17 protein-coding genes are annotated in these 14,354 nt (G+C 65.1%); 10 read left to right on the top strand and 7 right to left on the bottom strand.

Translation table 11 applies throughout. From position 1 onward, the window contains the following. Complete coding sequence (ilvN, locus tag HHL13_RS01745) at positions 1 to 516, top strand: acetolactate synthase small subunit (RefSeq protein ID WP_169554060.1); 516 nt, start codon at positions 1 to 3, stop codon at positions 514 to 516. 104 nt (positions 517 to 620) lie between these two features. After that, on the top strand, positions 621 to 1,640 hold the full coding sequence (gene ilvC / locus HHL13_RS01740; RefSeq protein ID WP_169554059.1) for a ketol-acid reductoisomerase: 1,020 nt from the start codon (positions 621 to 623) through the stop codon (positions 1,638 to 1,640). A gap of 78 nt (positions 1,641 to 1,718) precedes the next feature. On the opposite strand, the gene HHL13_RS01735 is transcribed toward ilvC, so the two are convergent. Beyond that, on the bottom strand, positions 1,719 to 1,862 hold the full coding sequence (locus tag HHL13_RS01735) for a hypothetical protein (RefSeq protein WP_169554058.1): 144 nt from the start codon (positions 1,860 to 1,862) through the stop codon (positions 1,719 to 1,721). An 86-nt stretch (positions 1,863 to 1,948) separates the two neighbouring features. On the opposite strand from HHL13_RS01735, the gene HHL13_RS01730 reads away from it, so the two are divergent. Next, complete coding sequence (locus HHL13_RS01730) at positions 1,949 to 2,374, top strand: DUF5990 family protein (protein WP_169554057.1); 426 nt, start codon at positions 1,949 to 1,951, stop codon at positions 2,372 to 2,374. Positions 2,375 to 2,475: 101 nt separating this feature from the next. Further along, positions 2,476 to 3,108, top strand: coding sequence for a YceI family protein (locus HHL13_RS01725; RefSeq protein ID WP_169554056.1), 633 nt, complete (start codon positions 2,476 to 2,478; stop codon positions 3,106 to 3,108). A gap of 324 nt (positions 3,109 to 3,432) precedes the next feature. Here HHL13_RS01725 and HHL13_RS01720 read toward each other — a convergent pair whose 3' ends face one another. After that, positions 3,433 to 6,144 (bottom strand): TonB-dependent receptor, encoded by a 2,712-nt coding sequence (locus HHL13_RS01720; protein WP_169554055.1) that lies wholly within the window; start codon positions 6,142 to 6,144, stop codon positions 3,433 to 3,435. Positions 6,145 to 6,379: 235 nt separating this feature from the next. Between HHL13_RS01720 and folE the strand changes: the two genes are divergently transcribed. Genes folE through HHL13_RS01705 form a run of 3 tightly spaced genes read left to right on the top strand, consistent with a single transcriptional unit; the run spans position 6,380 to position 8,112 of the window. Beyond that, a complete protein-coding gene (folE, locus tag HHL13_RS01715; RefSeq protein WP_169554054.1) occupies positions 6,380 to 7,000 on the top strand; it encodes a GTP cyclohydrolase I FolE in 621 nt (206 codons plus the stop codon). Between the two features lie 4 nt (positions 7,001 to 7,004). Beyond that, a complete protein-coding gene (locus HHL13_RS01710; protein WP_169554053.1) occupies positions 7,005 to 7,769 on the top strand; it encodes an SDR family NAD(P)-dependent oxidoreductase in 765 nt (254 codons plus the stop codon). After that, positions 7,762 to 8,112 (top strand): dihydroneopterin aldolase, encoded by a 351-nt coding sequence (locus HHL13_RS01705; RefSeq protein ID WP_169554052.1) that lies wholly within the window; start codon positions 7,762 to 7,764, stop codon positions 8,110 to 8,112. Before HHL13_RS01710 ends, HHL13_RS01705 begins: the two co-directional genes overlap by 8 nt. Here the strand turns inward: HHL13_RS01705 and HHL13_RS01700 are convergent. From HHL13_RS01700 to HHL13_RS22425, 4 genes are all read right to left on the bottom strand, one after another. After that, positions 8,109 to 9,062, bottom strand: a complete 954-nt coding sequence (locus HHL13_RS01700) for a hypothetical protein (protein ID WP_169554051.1) — start codon at positions 9,060 to 9,062, stop codon at positions 8,109 to 8,111. The genes HHL13_RS01705 and HHL13_RS01700 overlap by 4 nt on opposite strands. A 110-nt stretch (positions 9,063 to 9,172) precedes the next feature. Beyond that, positions 9,173 to 9,754, bottom strand: a complete 582-nt coding sequence (locus tag HHL13_RS01695; RefSeq protein ID WP_169554050.1) for a helix-turn-helix transcriptional regulator — start codon at positions 9,752 to 9,754, stop codon at positions 9,173 to 9,175. A gap of 45 nt (positions 9,755 to 9,799) precedes the next feature. Next, positions 9,800 to 10,504 (bottom strand): LytTR family DNA-binding domain-containing protein, encoded by a 705-nt coding sequence (locus HHL13_RS01690; protein ID WP_169554049.1) that lies wholly within the window; start codon positions 10,502 to 10,504, stop codon positions 9,800 to 9,802. Next, positions 10,501 to 11,604, bottom strand: a complete 1,104-nt coding sequence (locus tag HHL13_RS22425) for a histidine kinase (RefSeq protein WP_169554048.1) — start codon at positions 11,602 to 11,604, stop codon at positions 10,501 to 10,503. The genes HHL13_RS01690 and HHL13_RS22425 overlap by 4 nt, the downstream gene beginning before the upstream one ends. Before the next feature lie 103 nt (positions 11,605 to 11,707). On the opposite strand from HHL13_RS22425, the gene HHL13_RS01680 reads away from it, so the two are divergent. Together HHL13_RS01680 and HHL13_RS01675 are read left to right on the top strand one after the other, a co-directional pair. Then, the gene (locus HHL13_RS01680; RefSeq protein WP_169554047.1) at positions 11,708 to 12,394 is read left to right on the top strand and encodes a hypothetical protein; all 687 of its coding nucleotides are present in this window, start codon (positions 11,708 to 11,710) and stop codon (positions 12,392 to 12,394) included. Between the two features lie 102 nt (positions 12,395 to 12,496). Beyond that, positions 12,497 to 13,000: a rhodanese-like domain-containing protein gene (locus tag HHL13_RS01675; protein WP_169554046.1), complete on the top strand. Its 504-nt coding sequence runs from the start codon at positions 12,497 to 12,499 to the stop codon at positions 12,998 to 13,000. Here HHL13_RS01675 and HHL13_RS01670 read toward each other — a convergent pair. Next, positions 12,997 to 13,788 carry an AraC family transcriptional regulator gene (locus HHL13_RS01670; protein WP_169554045.1) on the bottom strand — a complete coding sequence of 264 codons (792 nt, stop codon included), beginning with the start codon at positions 13,786 to 13,788 and terminating at the stop codon, positions 12,997 to 12,999. The two genes, HHL13_RS01675 and HHL13_RS01670, sit on opposite strands and share 4 nt — an antisense overlap. Positions 13,789 to 13,919: 131 nt before the next feature. Here HHL13_RS01670 and HHL13_RS01665 point away from each other — a divergent pair, with 131 nt between their 5' ends. Further along, entirely contained in the window at positions 13,920 to 14,348 is a 429-nt protein-coding gene (locus tag HHL13_RS01665) for a hypothetical protein (protein ID WP_169554044.1), read from the top strand. The last annotated feature ends 6 nt before the right edge of the window (positions 14,349 to 14,354 follow it).

The following is a 14,354-nucleotide window of genomic DNA, read 5'->3' as shown; positions in this document are numbered from 1 at the left end:
ATGCATATCAAACAGGAAACCAGCGAGCGGCACACGCTCGCCGTCATCGTCGATAACGAGCCGGGCATCCTCGCCCGGATCGCCGGCCTCTTCACCGCGCGCGGCTATAATATCGAGAGCCTGACGGTCAGCGAGATCAGCGACGATCGCGCGGTCAGCCGCATCACCATCGTCACCTCTGCCTCGGCGCATGTGATGGAGCAGATCATCGCCCAGCTCGATCGCCTCGTGCCCGTGCACAAGGTGACCGACCTGACTGCGAGCGGCCCGCACGTCGAACGCGAACTGGCGCTGGTGAAGGTCGCCGGCACCGGCGATCACCGGATCGAAGCGCTACGTCTGGCTGATGTCTATCGCGCCCGCGTGGTCGACGCGACCATCTCCAGCTTCGTATTCGAAGTCACCGGCGGGGTCGAGAAGATCGACAAGTTCGTCGAACTGATGAGCGAAGTCGGGCTGGTCGAAGTCGCCCGCACCGGCGTGGTCGCCATCTCGCGGGGTCGCGAAGCGGCCTGAAGATAAAGTTTCGTGCGCCTGTTCGGGCAGGAGTCTAGGGGCGACGCATCCTTGGGCTCCGGCTTTCGCGGGAGCACGCAGATAGATTGAAAAGGGAGCTATCCATGCGTGTCTATTACGATCGCGACGCCGATCTGAACCTGATCTCGAACAAGAAGATCGCCATCGTCGGCTATGGCTCGCAGGGCCATGCCCATGCGCAGAACCTGCGCGACAGCGGCGTCAAGGAAGTCGCGATCGCGCTGCGTGCCGGTTCGGCCACCGCGAAGAAGGCCGAAGGTGCCGGCTTCAAGGTGCTTTCGACCACCGAAGCTGCGCAATGGGCCGATATCCTCATGATCCTCGCGCCCGACGAGCATCAGGCCGCGATCTGGGAAAGCGACATCAAGGGCCATCTGAAGCCCGGCGCGGCGCTGGCCTTCGCGCACGGCCTCAACATCCATTTCGGCCTGATCGAAGTGCCGTCGGACATCGACGTCATCATGATCGCCCCCAAGGGTCCCGGCCACACCGTGCGCAGCGAATATGCGCGCGGCGGCGGCGTGCCCTGCCTGATCGCGATCCATCAGGATTCGACCGGCAACGCGCATGATATCGCCCTCGCCTATGCCTCGGGCGTCGGTGGCGGCCGTTCGGGTATCATCGAGACCAATTTCCGCGAAGAATGCGAGACCGATCTGTTCGGCGAGCAGGCCGTGCTGTGCGGCGGCGCGACCGCGCTGGTGCAGGCCGGCTTCGAAACGCTGGTCGAGGCCGGTTACGCGCCGGAAATGGCCTATTTCGAGTGTCTCCACGAGCTCAAGCTGATCGTCGATCTGATGTATGAAGGCGGCATCGCCAACATGCGCTACTCGATCTCGAACACCGCCGAATACGGCGACATCAAGACCGGCCCGCGCATCATCACCGAAGAGACCAAGAAGGAAATGAAGCGCGTTCTGGCCGACATCCAGTCGGGCCGCTTCGTGAAGGACTTCGTGCTCGACAACCGCGCCGGCCAGCCGGAACTGAAGGCCAGCCGCATCGCGGCGAAGCGTCACCAGATCGAAGAAGTCGGCAGCGAACTGCGCGCGATGATGCCGTGGATCGGCGCCAACAAGCTGGTGGACAAGGAAAAGAACTAAGGCCCGAAGGCCTGGGGAGAGGAAGGCCGCGAGCGCTCAGCGTTCGCGGCCTTTTTCATGTCGCCTACGAAGCCGGATTTAGCGGCACTGGTTGGCGAGTTGCGCAACCAGCGGATCATAATCGAGTTCGAGCGGCGCGAGCGCGGCGGGCGCCAGCGTGAAGCGCGTTCTGGTCGCGCTCGTGCGGCGGACCGTGGGAAGCAAATGACGAAGCAGTCGCATGGGGTAACCCTCTCCCTATTGTGCGTTCACCATAGCAGCGACGGATTTACAGGAGATTGCCAGCCGCATCGTGATATTCACAAGGTATGGCGCGCGCAGACCAGACCGAGATCCCCATGCGGATCGTCATCGAACAGCCGGTGCCCGGCGTATTCCACAGCCTCCAGTCGGGCGACGACAAGATACTCGATCCCAAGCGCTCGACCGCCGGCGAACCGCTGGCGTTCGACTTTCCGGTCCGCATCGCCCCCGGCCCGAAATTCTTCGGCGATCAGGTGCGCCGCGAAGGCCCCGAGCGCCGCTTCGTCTATATCCGCATCGGGCAGAGCGCAGGCGACTGCCTGTCGCCCTGGACCCGCCGGATGAAGATCGACATCCACGATATCCCGCAGGACCTGCTCGATCGCGCCGCCAAGGGCGACGGCGTGGTGGAACTGACCGTCAACGGCACCGGCAAGGACGGCACCCCGGCCTGCGCCACGGTGCGGCCGGTCGGGCGGCGGATCGCTTAGCGCCGCGACGCCCCAACCGGAAACCTTGGGTTTCCCACTGATGGTTTGACGCGGATCAATCGTGCACAGAGATAGGGCTCCCCAAAATGGAGCCTCTTCCCATGCGCTTTCGTGCCCTTGCCATCATTGCCGCGCTCGCGGTTGCCGCCCCGGTCATCGCTCAGCAGGATGCCGGCCTGCCCGGCGCGAAGGATGCGTCGCGCGTCGCGGCCGGCGCCTATGCCGTCGATCCCAGCCACACTTTGGTCGGCTGGCGCGTCAATCACTTCGGCTTCAACGACTATTTCGGCCTGTTCGGCGACGCGACCGGCACGCTGAGCATCGACCCGAAGAACCCGAACGCGTCGAAGGTGGACATCACCATCCCGGTCTCGAAGGTCACGACCGCCAGCGCGGGCCTGACCGCGCACCTGCTGAAGCCGGGTGCCGAGGGGAAGTCCCCCGACTTCTTCGGCGCCAACCCCGCCGACGCCCGGTTCGTGTCCAAGCGAGTCGTCGCAAAGGGCGACAAGGCCGCGATCACCGGCGACCTGACGATCAACGGCAAGACCCGCGAAGTCACGCTCAACGCCGAATTCACCGGCGCGGGCGCGAACCCGTACAACAAGAAGGAAACCGTCGGCTTCGAAGCCACTGGCGCGATCAAGCGCAGCGATTTCGGTATCAACGCTGCCTTGCCGATCGTATCCGACGAAGTCGAACTGACGATCACCGTCGCGTTCGAGAAGCAGTAAGGTGCGGCGGGCCGGCTTCCGGGCCGGTTCGCCTTCCCGCCAAGAGGCGACGATGTGCCGGAACGTCGCACTAACTTTACACAAACTTTACACCATCGGCATGTTTCGTTCGCCGATGGCTTGAAACGCCAAAGGTAACACGCGGGTCACCCTATCGCGCATGTTCCGCGCGAGCGGCAATGTGGCTTTCGAAGACCCGGAGAATTCGCGATGTCAAAGAGCGACAACGCTTAGCCAAGCAGGCGAACTCCAACATTTCAAAAGAAAACGGCCGGGGCATCGCTGCCCCGGCCGTTCCCATTTTCCCGATTTGCTGTCCGGGTCTTAGAAACCGAAACGCGCCCGCACGCCGTAGAAGCGGGGGTAGCCCGGATAGCCGGCATAGTTGCCGGTCTGCTCGGGCACCGCGAAGCCAGTGATGTTGTAATACTGGTTGAACAGATTCTCGACGTAGAACTCGCCGCTGATGTTGCCGTCGGCGCTCTGCAGGCCGAGGCGTGCCGAAACCAGAGCATAGCCGGGATTGCGGACGATGCCGCGGTCGGCGTTCAGCGGGCTGCGACCCGAAATCTCGACTTCGCTGTTGTAGCGCATGTCGACATGGACCAGGCCGTTGATGTTGTCGCTGAGGCGCGGCTTCCAGGTCACGGTGGAGGTCACGACATGCTTCGGCTGGTTCTGGACCTGACGCCCTTCCAGGCCCGCGAGCGGCGTGCCGGTGAAGTTGTTCGACGCGTCGTACTTGGCGTCCAGATAGGTGTAGCCGAAGCGCACGGTGAAGGCCTGCGACGGACGGATCGTGGCTTCCGCCTCGACGCCCTTCGAAGTCGACGAGTCGATGTTCTGGACGACGAAGTTGTTGCCGCTGAACACCAGGTTCTGCAGGTCGTTATACTTGGCGTAGAAGCCGGCGATGTTGAAGGTGAACTCGCGGCCCCAGCTCGTCTTGAAGCCGATTTCGAACGAGTCGACCGTTTCTCGGCCGAACGCCAGATCGCTGGCCTGCGCACCGTTGCCGCCCAGCAGCACCGAGTCGAAAGTCGCCTGGTCGAGATTATAGCCGCCCGACTTGTAACCGCGATCGTAGCTGGCATAGCCGAGGATCGTCGGCGAGAACTTGTACGCCAGCTTGGCGGTGCCGGTGATCTGGCTTTCGCTCTTGTCGTGGTTGTAGGTGCCGTTGAACTCGGTGTTCACCGCCGGATTGCAGCTCAGCAGGAACAGATTGTTGAACAGGCCGGCCTGACGCAGATAGAAGGCGTAGGTCGCCGCCGCCGGGTTGCCCGCGCGCACCTGGTTGAAGAACGCACAGCTGCCGGTGTCGTTGTTGATCGAAGCGTTCAGCTCCTTCTTCTCATAGTTCCACCGCGCACCCAGCGTGATCGAGAATTTGTCTGACACGTTGATGATGTTGTGCGTGAACAGCGCGAAGGCCTGGGTCTTGACCCCGAAATTGTCGCTGTTGTTGCCCTGACCGGCGGTCACGCCCGGCAGCGGGCTGGTGACCAGTGCAAGCATGCCGGGAACCGCCGCGGTGGGAACGCCCGGAATGACGCAGAGCGACGACGGCGCGGTGCCGGCGTTGGCGCGGAAGCAGCCGACCAGCGGCGCGAGCGATGCGCCATAGGCGGCGCTGAGCGCCGGAAGCGAGTTCGGAACCGCGGGGTTGAGCAGCGCGGAGCCGAACAGCGGCACGCCAGCGCCGAGCGAACCGTAGAACTGCAGCGGCGTGCCGAAGCCTGCGGGCGGGGCAGCGCCCAGGGCCCCTGCGAACACGGTGTCGACATAACGGTTGGCATCGTTGCCGAAGCGCACCGTGTCACGCAGTTCGAGGTCTTCGTTCAGATAGAAGCCGCCGATCAGCCAGTCGAGCGCGCCCATCGACCCCTGAACGCGGAATTCCTGCGTGAAGTCGTTGAGGTTGTTCTGATAGCCGTCGCGATAGGCGCGATCGAGACCCGAGAAATCGATGTCCTGGTTGCGGGTCGCGCGCCACTGGCGATAGGCGGTGATCGACGTCAGCGTCACATTGCCCAGATCCCAGTTCAGTTCGGCCGAGGCACCGTAATCCTTCACGCGCTCGCCGAAGCTGCGGTTGGGCGAGACCGCCATCGTGCGATGCTCGGGGTTGAAGGTGTAGCTGGTGCCGCTGATCGTGGTCGCGTCGCCGATGAACAGGCCGGTCCGGCCCTGCGACGCCGCGATCGAGTTCACGACATTGCCGAGCGAGCCGCGAGCGATGCTCACTGCGCCGCAGCAGGCTTCGTCCGTTTCCGAATAGTCGCCGATGATGCGCAGCGTAATGTCGCCGGTGTCGAGCAGCGCCTGGCCGCGGACGTTCCAGCGATCGATGTTGTTGATCTTGCGCGACGAATTGGCGTCGTTGATGTAGCCGTCGCGCTTGCGATAGCCCGCATCGAGGCGCAGCGCGAACTGTTCGGACACCGGACCGGTGATCGCGCCTTCCAGCTCATAGGCGTTGTAGTTGCCGTAGCTGCCTTCGATATAACCGCCCAGTTCGAACTCGGGCTGCGCGGTGAAGACCGACAGCGCACCGGCCGAAGTGTTGCGGCCGAACAGCGTGCCCTGCGGACCGCGCAGCACTTCGACGCGCTGCAGTTCGGGAAGCTCGGCCAGCGCCACGCCGGCGCGGGCGCGGAACACGCCGTCGATGAACACGCCGACGGCGGGCTCGAAGCCGGGGTTGTCGCCGGCGGTGCCGACGCCGCGGATCGAGAGCGACGAGCCGGTCGCGGCCGACTGGCCAGTGGTGGTCTGGAGCGACGGCGCCAGCTGCTCGAGGCCCTTGATGTCCTGCACGCCGGCGTTCTGGAGAAGCTCTGCGCCGACGGCGGTCACTGCGATCGGAACCGTCTGCACCGTTTCGTTACGCTGGGTCGCGCGGACGACGATGTCGTTGGCCGACTGATAGTCCTGGCTGGTCGAATCTTCGGCCGGAGGCGCATCCTGCGCCATCGCGGGCGTCGCGAGGAAAATGGTCAGCGCCGACGCTGCAAGCAGTTCGAACTTCTTCATGGGTGCACCCCCTCCTGAAAAATAACTGGTGAGCGATCTATGCCGCTCTCGCTTTGCTTTTGTTACATCACAACCTAACGCTGCGAATTTCCACGCGTCAACGGGAATAGAGGCCGGAACAGACCGGGTTCAGGCGCTTTTTCCCAAGGCGATACAGGGATGTCACACAGATAAACTTGCTGGAATCCAGCTTGCCGTAACGTCAAAGCGGAAATGCACGGGAAAGACAGGAATAATGGCCGAAATTCACGATTCACCTGACGATGGCGACATCATTGCATCGCCGGCCAAGATTCCGGTTCCCGAAGAGGTGCAGGAAGCGATCCGCACCCTGCTGCGCTGGTCGGGCGACGACCCCAGCCGCGAAGGCCTGCTCGACACGCCCGCGCGCGTCGGCCGCGCATGGAAGGAATATTGCCAGGGCTATGGCGAGGATCCGGCGCACCATCTCAGCCGCGTGTTCGAGGAGGTCGGCGGTTACGACGACATCGTCCTGCTGACCGGCATCCCGTTCCAGTCGCATTGCGAACATCACATGGCGCCGATCATCGGCAAGGCTTCGATTGCCTATCTGCCCAACAATCGGGTCGTCGGCATTTCGAAGCTGGCGCGCGTGCTGCACGCCTATGCCCGCCGGCTTCAGGTGCAGGAACGCCTCACCGCGCAAGTGGCGGACTGTATCTGGAACGAACTCAATCCGCAGGGCGTCGCGGTGGTGATCGAAGCGAGCCACGCCTGCATGACCGCGCGCGGCGTCCGCACGCCCGGTGTCGGCATGGTCACCAGCCGGATGATGGGCGTTTTCCGCGAGGACGAACGCAGCCGCGCCGAAGTGCTGAAGCTGATGGGTTACTGAGCCGATGCGGATATTGGTGACCGGCGGTGCGCGGCGGATCGGCGCGGGCATTGCCCGCCGCCTCGCGCTGCGCGGCCATTCGGTCGCGATCCATCATCATCATTCGCCCGACGAAGCCGAGATGCTGCGCGCGGCCATCGCCGCGGCGGGCGGGCAGGTCTGCGTGGTGAGCGGCGAACTGGCCGAGGCCGCGACCGCCCCGGCACTGATCGAAGCCGCTCGCGAGGGACTGGGCGGGCCGATCGACGGCCTCGTCAACAACGCGTCGATGTTCGCGTTCGACGCCCTGCCCATCGCGGACTTTACGCTGCTCGACCAGCATATGCGGGTGAATCTCGGCGCGCCGGTCGCTTTGGTCTCCGCGGTCGCCGCCCAGCCCGATCTCGACGATGGCGCGGTGGTGAACCTGCTCGACCAGAAGGTGGACAATCTGAACCCGGATTTCTTCACCTACACCTGCAGCAAGGCGGCGCTTCAGGCCGCGACGACGATGATGGCGCAGGCGCTCGCCCCCCGCATCCGCGTCAACGCCGTTTCGCCGGGGCTCACCCTCCCCAGCCTCGACCAGACCGAAGCCGAATTCTCCGAACATTCGCGCCAGAACCTGCTCCAGCACCCGGTCGCGCTCGACGATATTGCCGCCACCGTCGAACATCTGCTCGTCACGCGCAGCATCACCGGGCAGAATATATTCGTCGATTGCGGCCAGCGATTCCTGAAGCGCGACGGCGATGTGATGTTCGAGGGGCGCGAGCGGCCGCATGGCTGAATATACGATCCATCTGGAAGCGCTGGAGGTCAGCATGGGCCTCGGCATCCACGACCATGAGCGCGCCGCCCCGCAGCGGGTGATGCTGCACGTCGCGATGGACTGCGCCTATCCCGAAACGCCCGAGGACCGGATCGACGCGGTGGTCGATTACGACTTCCTGCGCGAAGGCATCCGCGCGCTGACCGAAGCGCGGCATTTCGAATTGCAGGAAACGCTGTGCGACGAAGTCGCCCGGCTGGCGATGCGCGACCCGCGCGTCACCGGGGTGCGGGTGCGTTCGATGAAGCTCGATATCTATCCCGACGCTCGCGTGGGCTGCGAGATCGTCCGCCGGCGCTAGCCCAGCCGCCGCCGCAACGCTTCGCCGCCGCCGGTTACCTTCACCGTGCGGCTGGCGATCAGTCCCTGCCCCACATCGCCGCGCAAATGGTGCGTCCGCCAGAAGGTTTTGCCCGCGCGCCGCACCAGATGACCGCGCACCTGATGCAGCCGCGCCGCCGCGCGGTCGCCCTGCCCGGCGGCACCGTCGCGGCCGCCGACCACCGCCAGCCTCAGGCTTACCTCGACATGATCGAGCAGCAGCGCCTTGCCGGCCTTGCCGCGGGCGCGGTTGATCTTCTCCAGTCCCTGGCGGGGTTCGGTCGCGGCGCATTCGAGACTCAGCAGCAGCAGGAAGGCGCACAGCATCCCGAAATCGGGCAAAGATGCGCCCATCATCATCTGCAGGTCCGTGCGCTTCAATCCGCCCGAAGCGCGGAAATAGTTGAGCCAGCCATTATCGATCCGGCCGAGGCCGTGGCGGAAGATACGGCGCAGCTCGGCCGGATTGTCGCCCTGATCGAACTCCATGCCGCACAAGGCATCGTCGGACGAAATCTCGTTCTCGAAATCGAACGAGAACAGGATCTGCGTGGCCCAGGGCCGGCCCTCGATATCCTGGCTATAGCTCTGCACCGTGCCGCGACGGCCGGTTTCGTCCGTCTGGACGAACATGCCCGCCCGCTGGCTGGCCGCACCGGAGATCGCCGCGACCTTGGGATCGGTCCATTCGATCCACATGCTCTGGTGCGGGATACGGTAGCAATCGTCCTGCGGCCGGATCACCTCCGGCCGGTTGCACAGCAGTTCGAGGCAGATGTCGCGAATGCCGTTGTCGAGCACATAGCGAGTGCTGCAGCTGCGCACAGCCGCCGCGGCATCGGCTGCGCCCGGCACGCGATGCGCCTTGCCCGCCGCATCGACGATGGCCGATTCATCCCTGCTCTGCGCGACGCGGTCGTAAAGATACATTCGCAACACCTCCGAAAACGGATGATATTGCGATTAGTAATATAGGCTGGCCATAGCGAAGACTTTTGGCACGAACTGGAGCGCGCGGGTGACGAAACGGTGAGCGCCGCTCAGCTTTGCGAGATTTCCAGCATCACGTCGCTCAGCCAGCGATGCCGCGCCTTGATTCCCACTACGGCCCCGGCAGTCGCGAGTTCGACGTTCAACCCTTCGTGCGCACGGGCAAAGCTCTCGATCTGCTCCAGCTTGTCCTCCAGCGCACGGCTGGCTTCCAGCAGGAAGCGCATCTGCTCGGGCTTGGTCAGCAACGCGAAGAACAGGATCTTGCTGCGCAGCGGATCGTGCGGCAGCAAATCGGCGTCGGACACGCGCCCGACCCAGCGCGCAGCGGCGGCACGGCCGGTGCGCGTCGCGGACAGCACTTCGGCGCGGCGCGGGGAATCCTTCACCGGCGTCGCTTCGACCAGCCCGCGATCGCGCAGCCGCTTCACGATCGGATAAATCGCCCCCGTACTGCCGGAGAGCGAACTGACCGGCGATCGCGCCAGCGCCTTCATCACGTCATAAGCGGAAATCGGCTGGTGCACCGCGATCTGGGCAAGCACATGCGCCTCCAGTTCGGTCAGCGCCGCCGCGCCTTCGGTCTCGGATGCGGCGATAGAGTCTTCTTGCGTCGCGGATTCAGTCTTCATTCAGCTAGCCCCCTTGCTGAAATATTGTAATTCGCACGATAGCCGCTATCCCTGCAAGGCCGTTTCGACATCGCGGCGAAACGAGCGGGAAACACGCATCGTCTCGCCGGAACGCAGCGTGAGTTCGCCATCCCCATGACGATCGCGCGAGAGGCGCTCGATCCAGCGCACCGCCACGATCGCGGAGCGGCTGATCGCGACGAAACCATGCCCCGCCAGCCGTTCCTGCATCTGCTTCAGCGTGGAACGGACCATATAGCCGGCGTGCTGGGTGAGGATGCGGACATAGTTGCCCTCGGCAAGCACAGCCATCACGTCCTGCGGCAGCAGCGTCACCAGATCGCCCGCATCGCGCGCCGCGACCCAGCTGATCGCCGGCGCGGCGGGCCGGCCCAGCAGCTGCGCGCGGCGGCACGCCTGGCGCAGCCGCTCCAGCGTATAGGGTTTCACCACATAATCGGCGACGTCGAGGTCCAGCGCCTCGACCGCGAAGTCGATATGGGCGGTGACCAGCACGACCGCGGGCCGCGCATCGGGCGGGCTCGCGCGCAGCATGTCGAGCCCGCTGCCACCGGGCATGTTGATGTCGACGAAAGCGATGTCGGGCCTTGTGTCGTTGAGCAACGCCAGCGCGGACGTACCGTCCGACGCTTCCCCCACGATCGTCAGCCCGCCAATTTCCGCCAGCATCCGCGCGAGCCGCTCGCGCGCGGGCGGCTCGTCGTCGACGATGATGACTCGGGTGCTCATACCGGTTTCTCCGGAAGGACCATTTCGGCCACCGTCCAGCCGTCGACGACGCGCAGGCTCAGCGTCGCCGCACCGCCGAACAGCAAGCCGAGCCGGGTCCGCAGATTGTCGAGTGCGATGCCCGCGCCGCGCCCGTCGCCCTTGGCGATCGATCCGCCGCTGTCGCGCACGCGGATGCGCACGCGTCCCGAGAAGCTGTGCGCTTCCACGAAGATCGCGAACGGGCCCCGGCTCTGCTCCAGCCCGTGGCGAACCGCATTCTCGAACAGCGTCTGCACCGCGAAGGGTGGCACCTCGACCCGGCCCGGCGGGACAGTGATGTCCCACCGCACCTCAAGCCGGTCGCTGAACCGCGCCTGCTCGATCGCGGCATGGGCGCGAACGATGTCGAGCTCGCCCTCCAGATCGACCAGATGTCCGTCGAGCCGCTCGGTGCTTTCGAGCAACGCGGCGAGATCGGTCAGCACCGCCCGGGCGCGCTTCGGACGGTTGACCAGTTCGCTCAGCGCCATGTTGAGCGCATTGAGCACGAAATGCGGGCGAAGCTGGCGGCGTAGCGCTTCGAGCAGCGCGGTCGAGCGGCGGCTGTCCACCCGGTCGCGCCACGTCCGCGACGCCACCGCCCGCGCATGGTTGCGCCAGATCGACGCAGTCGCAACGATCACCGCATAGATCACCAGATCGGTATCGATCAGCACCACCAACTGCGTGATCTTCGGCGGCGGCCAGCGCACACCGAGCATCAGCGGCGCGATGTCCAGCCATGCGCGCAGGTTCAACGCGGCCCAATAGATCAGCGCGTGGAGCAGCCAGATCCCCAGCGCCGCGCCGAGATGGATCAGCAGCCGCTGCACGATGTGCGGCGCGGAGACCGGCCAGCGCCGCGCCGCGATCCAAACCAGCGGCGCAAGCGGCGCCCATGTCCAGAACAGCAGCAGCAACCGGGTGACGATCTCGATCCGCGGGTGCGGCACCGAATAGGCCCACACCGCCATCAGCGCATTGCTCATGTACAGCCCGGCCGCGAACGTGCCGAAGGCGAACGCGACCAGCGCGATCCGCCACGGCGACGGCTCGACCATGCGCGGTTCAGTCGCCACGGGGACAGGTCCGATAATCAGGGGCTGGCGTCAGCATTGCTAATCGGAGTATGTCTTAGAGCGGTTTCAGGTGCAAGCGAGCGAACGGGCCATGCGGCGCGCGATGCGTATCATTTTCGGAGCGGCTGCCGCGATCGTCGTGATCTCGGCGCTGATCACGCTGCAGCAATGGATCATCGTGCCCGATATGGGCTGGCGCAGCGCCTATGTCGTGATGCTCGACGGACTGATCGACTGGACGGTGTGGGCACTGATGACGCCGCTCATCATCTGGCTCGCCCGTCATGCGCCGATGTTCCGCAAGGGCAAGCCGCAACCCGCGATCCTGCTGCATGCGCTGCTGGGTACGGCCGCCACCGCGATCTGGTCGATCCCGATCGCCTATATCACCATGTTGTTCGCCCGGTTCGGCTTCGACGGGATGCAGCCCATCCCCTATTCCAGCGCCTATCTCTACGAACTTCAGGGCCGCAGCTTCTATTATTCGCTGTTCTACTGGCTGGTGGTCGGCATCGTCACCGCGCGCCAGCTCGCTCACGATGCCCAGGAAGCCGCCGGCGAAGCCGCCCGGCTGGAAAGCGAAGCGCTCGCCGCGGATTTGCAGGCCGCGCGCGTCCATTACGATCCCCGCGGTCTGGCGCACGAACTGCGCGAAGCAGCGGCGCTTGCCGAAGCCGATCCGATCCGCGCCGAGGAGCATATCCTCGAGACAGCGGGCGAACTGCAACGCAGCCTGACGCTCACCTCGTCCCTTGTGGGAAAGCGCCCCGTGCACGCCGCGGCGGTCTGATCCGCTCCGTTTCGTCCCCGACATCATCCATCCGGTCACTTCACGCTTGAGCCGCGGCGCACGCGAGGGTCCATTCCGATCACTCTGTGGGAGGAGGGTGTGATGGAGCGTTTCGAACAAGACGTCGCGGAAATGGCCGGACTTGGCACCGCGCCTATCGAATTCGTCGCGCGCGAGGCCGGTAGCCATCCCGAAACCATCGATACCCCTGCCCTGCCCCCTCGCGTAATGGCGGCACTCATGGCTCATCGGCTTGAATTCGAGATCGACGTTTGCGACCTGTTCGACGCACAGCTGCGCGGCAAGGCGCCGCCGCTGATCGACGCGCGGATCGGCCGCGCCTTCCGCGCCGCGCATATTGCCGGTGCGGTCCATATGGATGCCGACAGCATCAGCAGCGACACGCTGCGGTTGCTGCCCGCCGCGCCCTATATCGCGGTCTATGGCAGCGACGCGCAGCGGCTCGACGCGGTGCGGGTCTCGCACGAGATCGCCAAGCTGGGCTTCGCGGTGAAGATCGTGAACGGCGGCTTCGCGGCCTGGACCGAACAGGGCTTCCCCGTCGCGCAGTCGAGCGCCCCGACGCACCGTATCGCCGCGCTTTAGCCCTTGCCCGCCCGGCGCCACGCAGCCGGGGTGGTCATCGTCATCAGCTTGAACGCCGAGCTGAAGTGCGACTGGGCGGCATAGCCGCATTCCAGCGCGATCTGCGCGATGCCCTGATCGGTTTCGACCAGCAGTGCCTTGGCGCGCTCGATCCGCCGGCGCCGGAAGTATCGGTAGGGCGGTTCGCCCAGCGACCGGCGAAACGCCCGCGAGAAATGCGGCGTGCTCAGGCCCGCCAGCGTAGCAAGCTCGGCCAGTTCGATGTCGCGATGCAGATTGCGCTCGATATGATCGAGACAGGCGCGCAGCCGATGCCCGGTAAGCCCGCCTTGCAGCGGCTGATCGGTGTCGATGCGGATATGCCGTCCGGCCAGCCGGATCGCGAGAATCTCGGCGATCCGCCGGGCATAATCGGGGCCATGCCTGCCGCCATCGATGCATTCGCGCCGCAACGCCTCGGCCATCAGCCATGCGACCTCGTCGCCGGCGTCGCGAAATCCGATGAACCGCAGATTGGGATGCCATTCGCATCCGGCGGCATCGAGCATGAAGGAGGTATCCAGCGACACGGCCAGCAACGCCTCGCCGTCGCACACCGGCATCGCCCCGGGCCCCGCCGCCAGCAGCTTCCGGCCAAAGGCGAAGATCGCGGCGAACCCGCCCTCCGGCAAATCCGGCAGAAGCTCCGCCGGCCCCAGGCTGGCGGTTCCGCCGCACCAGCCGATGGTGCGGAGCGACGGGAGCGCTGGCGGATCGTGCATCATCATCATCGCCCGCAGACTGGGCATTGCGCCAGCGGCGAACCACCGCCCTTTCGACGAACGGCAGCACTGGGCGACGAACGTATGCTTCGCGCCGGGGTCATCTTGCCGCCATCATCCCGACGCTGAATGCCCTCTCCTCGAATGCGAGAGGTCCGATGCAGAATCCCGTAAAGTCGCCGGCGCGCATATTGGCCCGCTTCCGGCTTCCGATCGCCGTTGCGGCTGCGGCGTTCGCCCAGCCCGCAATGGCGCAATATATCGGCCATGCCACGCTCCCCACACCCCATACGCCACAGTCCTACAGGGATCCGGACTCGGGCCTGATCTTCTATGTCGAGCGCGACGGTCGCGGCGTCGCCGCCATCGGTGCTGACGGACAGGTCGCGTGGGTCGCCGATCCGTTCGTGGATGCGCGGATGGAGCCCTATCGCTTGGAACGGCCCGTCATCGTCTCGATCGGCAAGCCGCTCGAATGGATGATCCGCGACCGCAAGGGCCGCTTCGTCTCGATCGCGTTCAACTCGACCCAGTTCGGCATCCTCGACATCGCCGACGGCAAGTTCATCTTCCTCGGTCAGGACTGACCGGGA

This window comes from Sphingomonas sp. G-3-2-10, assembly GCF_012927115.1.
In the GTDB taxonomy this organism is placed as follows: Bacteria; Pseudomonadota; Alphaproteobacteria; order Sphingomonadales; family Sphingomonadaceae; genus Sphingomonas.
This window is presented reverse-complemented; position numbering and strand designations above follow the sequence as displayed.

What these genes read in the sequence shown, in the direction of transcription:
- HHL13_RS01730 (WP_169554057.1), top strand. Translation starts at nt 1,949, where the DNA reads ATGGCGCGCGCAGACCAGACCGAGATCCCCATGCGGATCGTCATCGAA.
- ilvN (WP_169554060.1), top strand. Translation starts at nt 1, where the DNA reads ATGCATATCAAACAGGAAACCAGCGAGCGGCACACGCTCGCCGTCATC.
- HHL13_RS01705 (WP_169554052.1), top strand. Translation starts at nt 7,762, where the DNA reads ATGGCTGAATATACGATCCATCTGGAAGCGCTGGAGGTCAGCATGGGC.
- HHL13_RS01680 (WP_169554047.1), top strand. Translation starts at nt 11,708, where the DNA reads ATGCGTATCATTTTCGGAGCGGCTGCCGCGATCGTCGTGATCTCGGCG.
- HHL13_RS01735 (WP_169554058.1), bottom strand. Translation starts at nt 1,862, where the DNA reads ATGCGACTGCTTCGTCATTTGCTTCCCACGGTCCGCCGCACGAGCGCG.
- HHL13_RS01720 (WP_169554055.1), bottom strand. Translation starts at nt 6,144, where the DNA reads ATGAAGAAGTTCGAACTGCTTGCAGCGTCGGCGCTGACCATTTTCCTC.
- HHL13_RS01690 (WP_169554049.1), bottom strand. Translation starts at nt 10,504, where the DNA reads ATGAGCACCCGAGTCATCATCGTCGACGACGAGCCGCCCGCGCGCGAG.
- ilvC (WP_169554059.1), top strand. Translation starts at nt 621, where the DNA reads ATGCGTGTCTATTACGATCGCGACGCCGATCTGAACCTGATCTCGAAC.
- HHL13_RS01725 (WP_169554056.1), top strand. Translation starts at nt 2,476, where the DNA reads ATGCGCTTTCGTGCCCTTGCCATCATTGCCGCGCTCGCGGTTGCCGCC.
- HHL13_RS01670 (WP_169554045.1), bottom strand. Translation starts at nt 13,788, where the DNA reads ATGCCCAGTCTGCGGGCGATGATGATGATGCACGATCCGCCAGCGCTC.
- HHL13_RS01695 (WP_169554050.1), bottom strand. Translation starts at nt 9,754, where the DNA reads ATGAAGACTGAATCCGCGACGCAAGAAGACTCTATCGCCGCATCCGAG.
- HHL13_RS01710 (WP_169554053.1), top strand. Translation starts at nt 7,005, where the DNA reads ATGCGGATATTGGTGACCGGCGGTGCGCGGCGGATCGGCGCGGGCATT.
- HHL13_RS01675 (WP_169554046.1), top strand. Translation starts at nt 12,497, where the DNA reads ATGGAGCGTTTCGAACAAGACGTCGCGGAAATGGCCGGACTTGGCACC.
- folE (WP_169554054.1), top strand. Translation starts at nt 6,380, where the DNA reads ATGGCCGAAATTCACGATTCACCTGACGATGGCGACATCATTGCATCG.
- HHL13_RS01700 (WP_169554051.1), bottom strand. Translation starts at nt 9,062, where the DNA reads ATGTATCTTTACGACCGCGTCGCGCAGAGCAGGGATGAATCGGCCATC.
- HHL13_RS01665 (WP_169554044.1), top strand. Translation starts at nt 13,920, where the DNA reads ATGCAGAATCCCGTAAAGTCGCCGGCGCGCATATTGGCCCGCTTCCGG.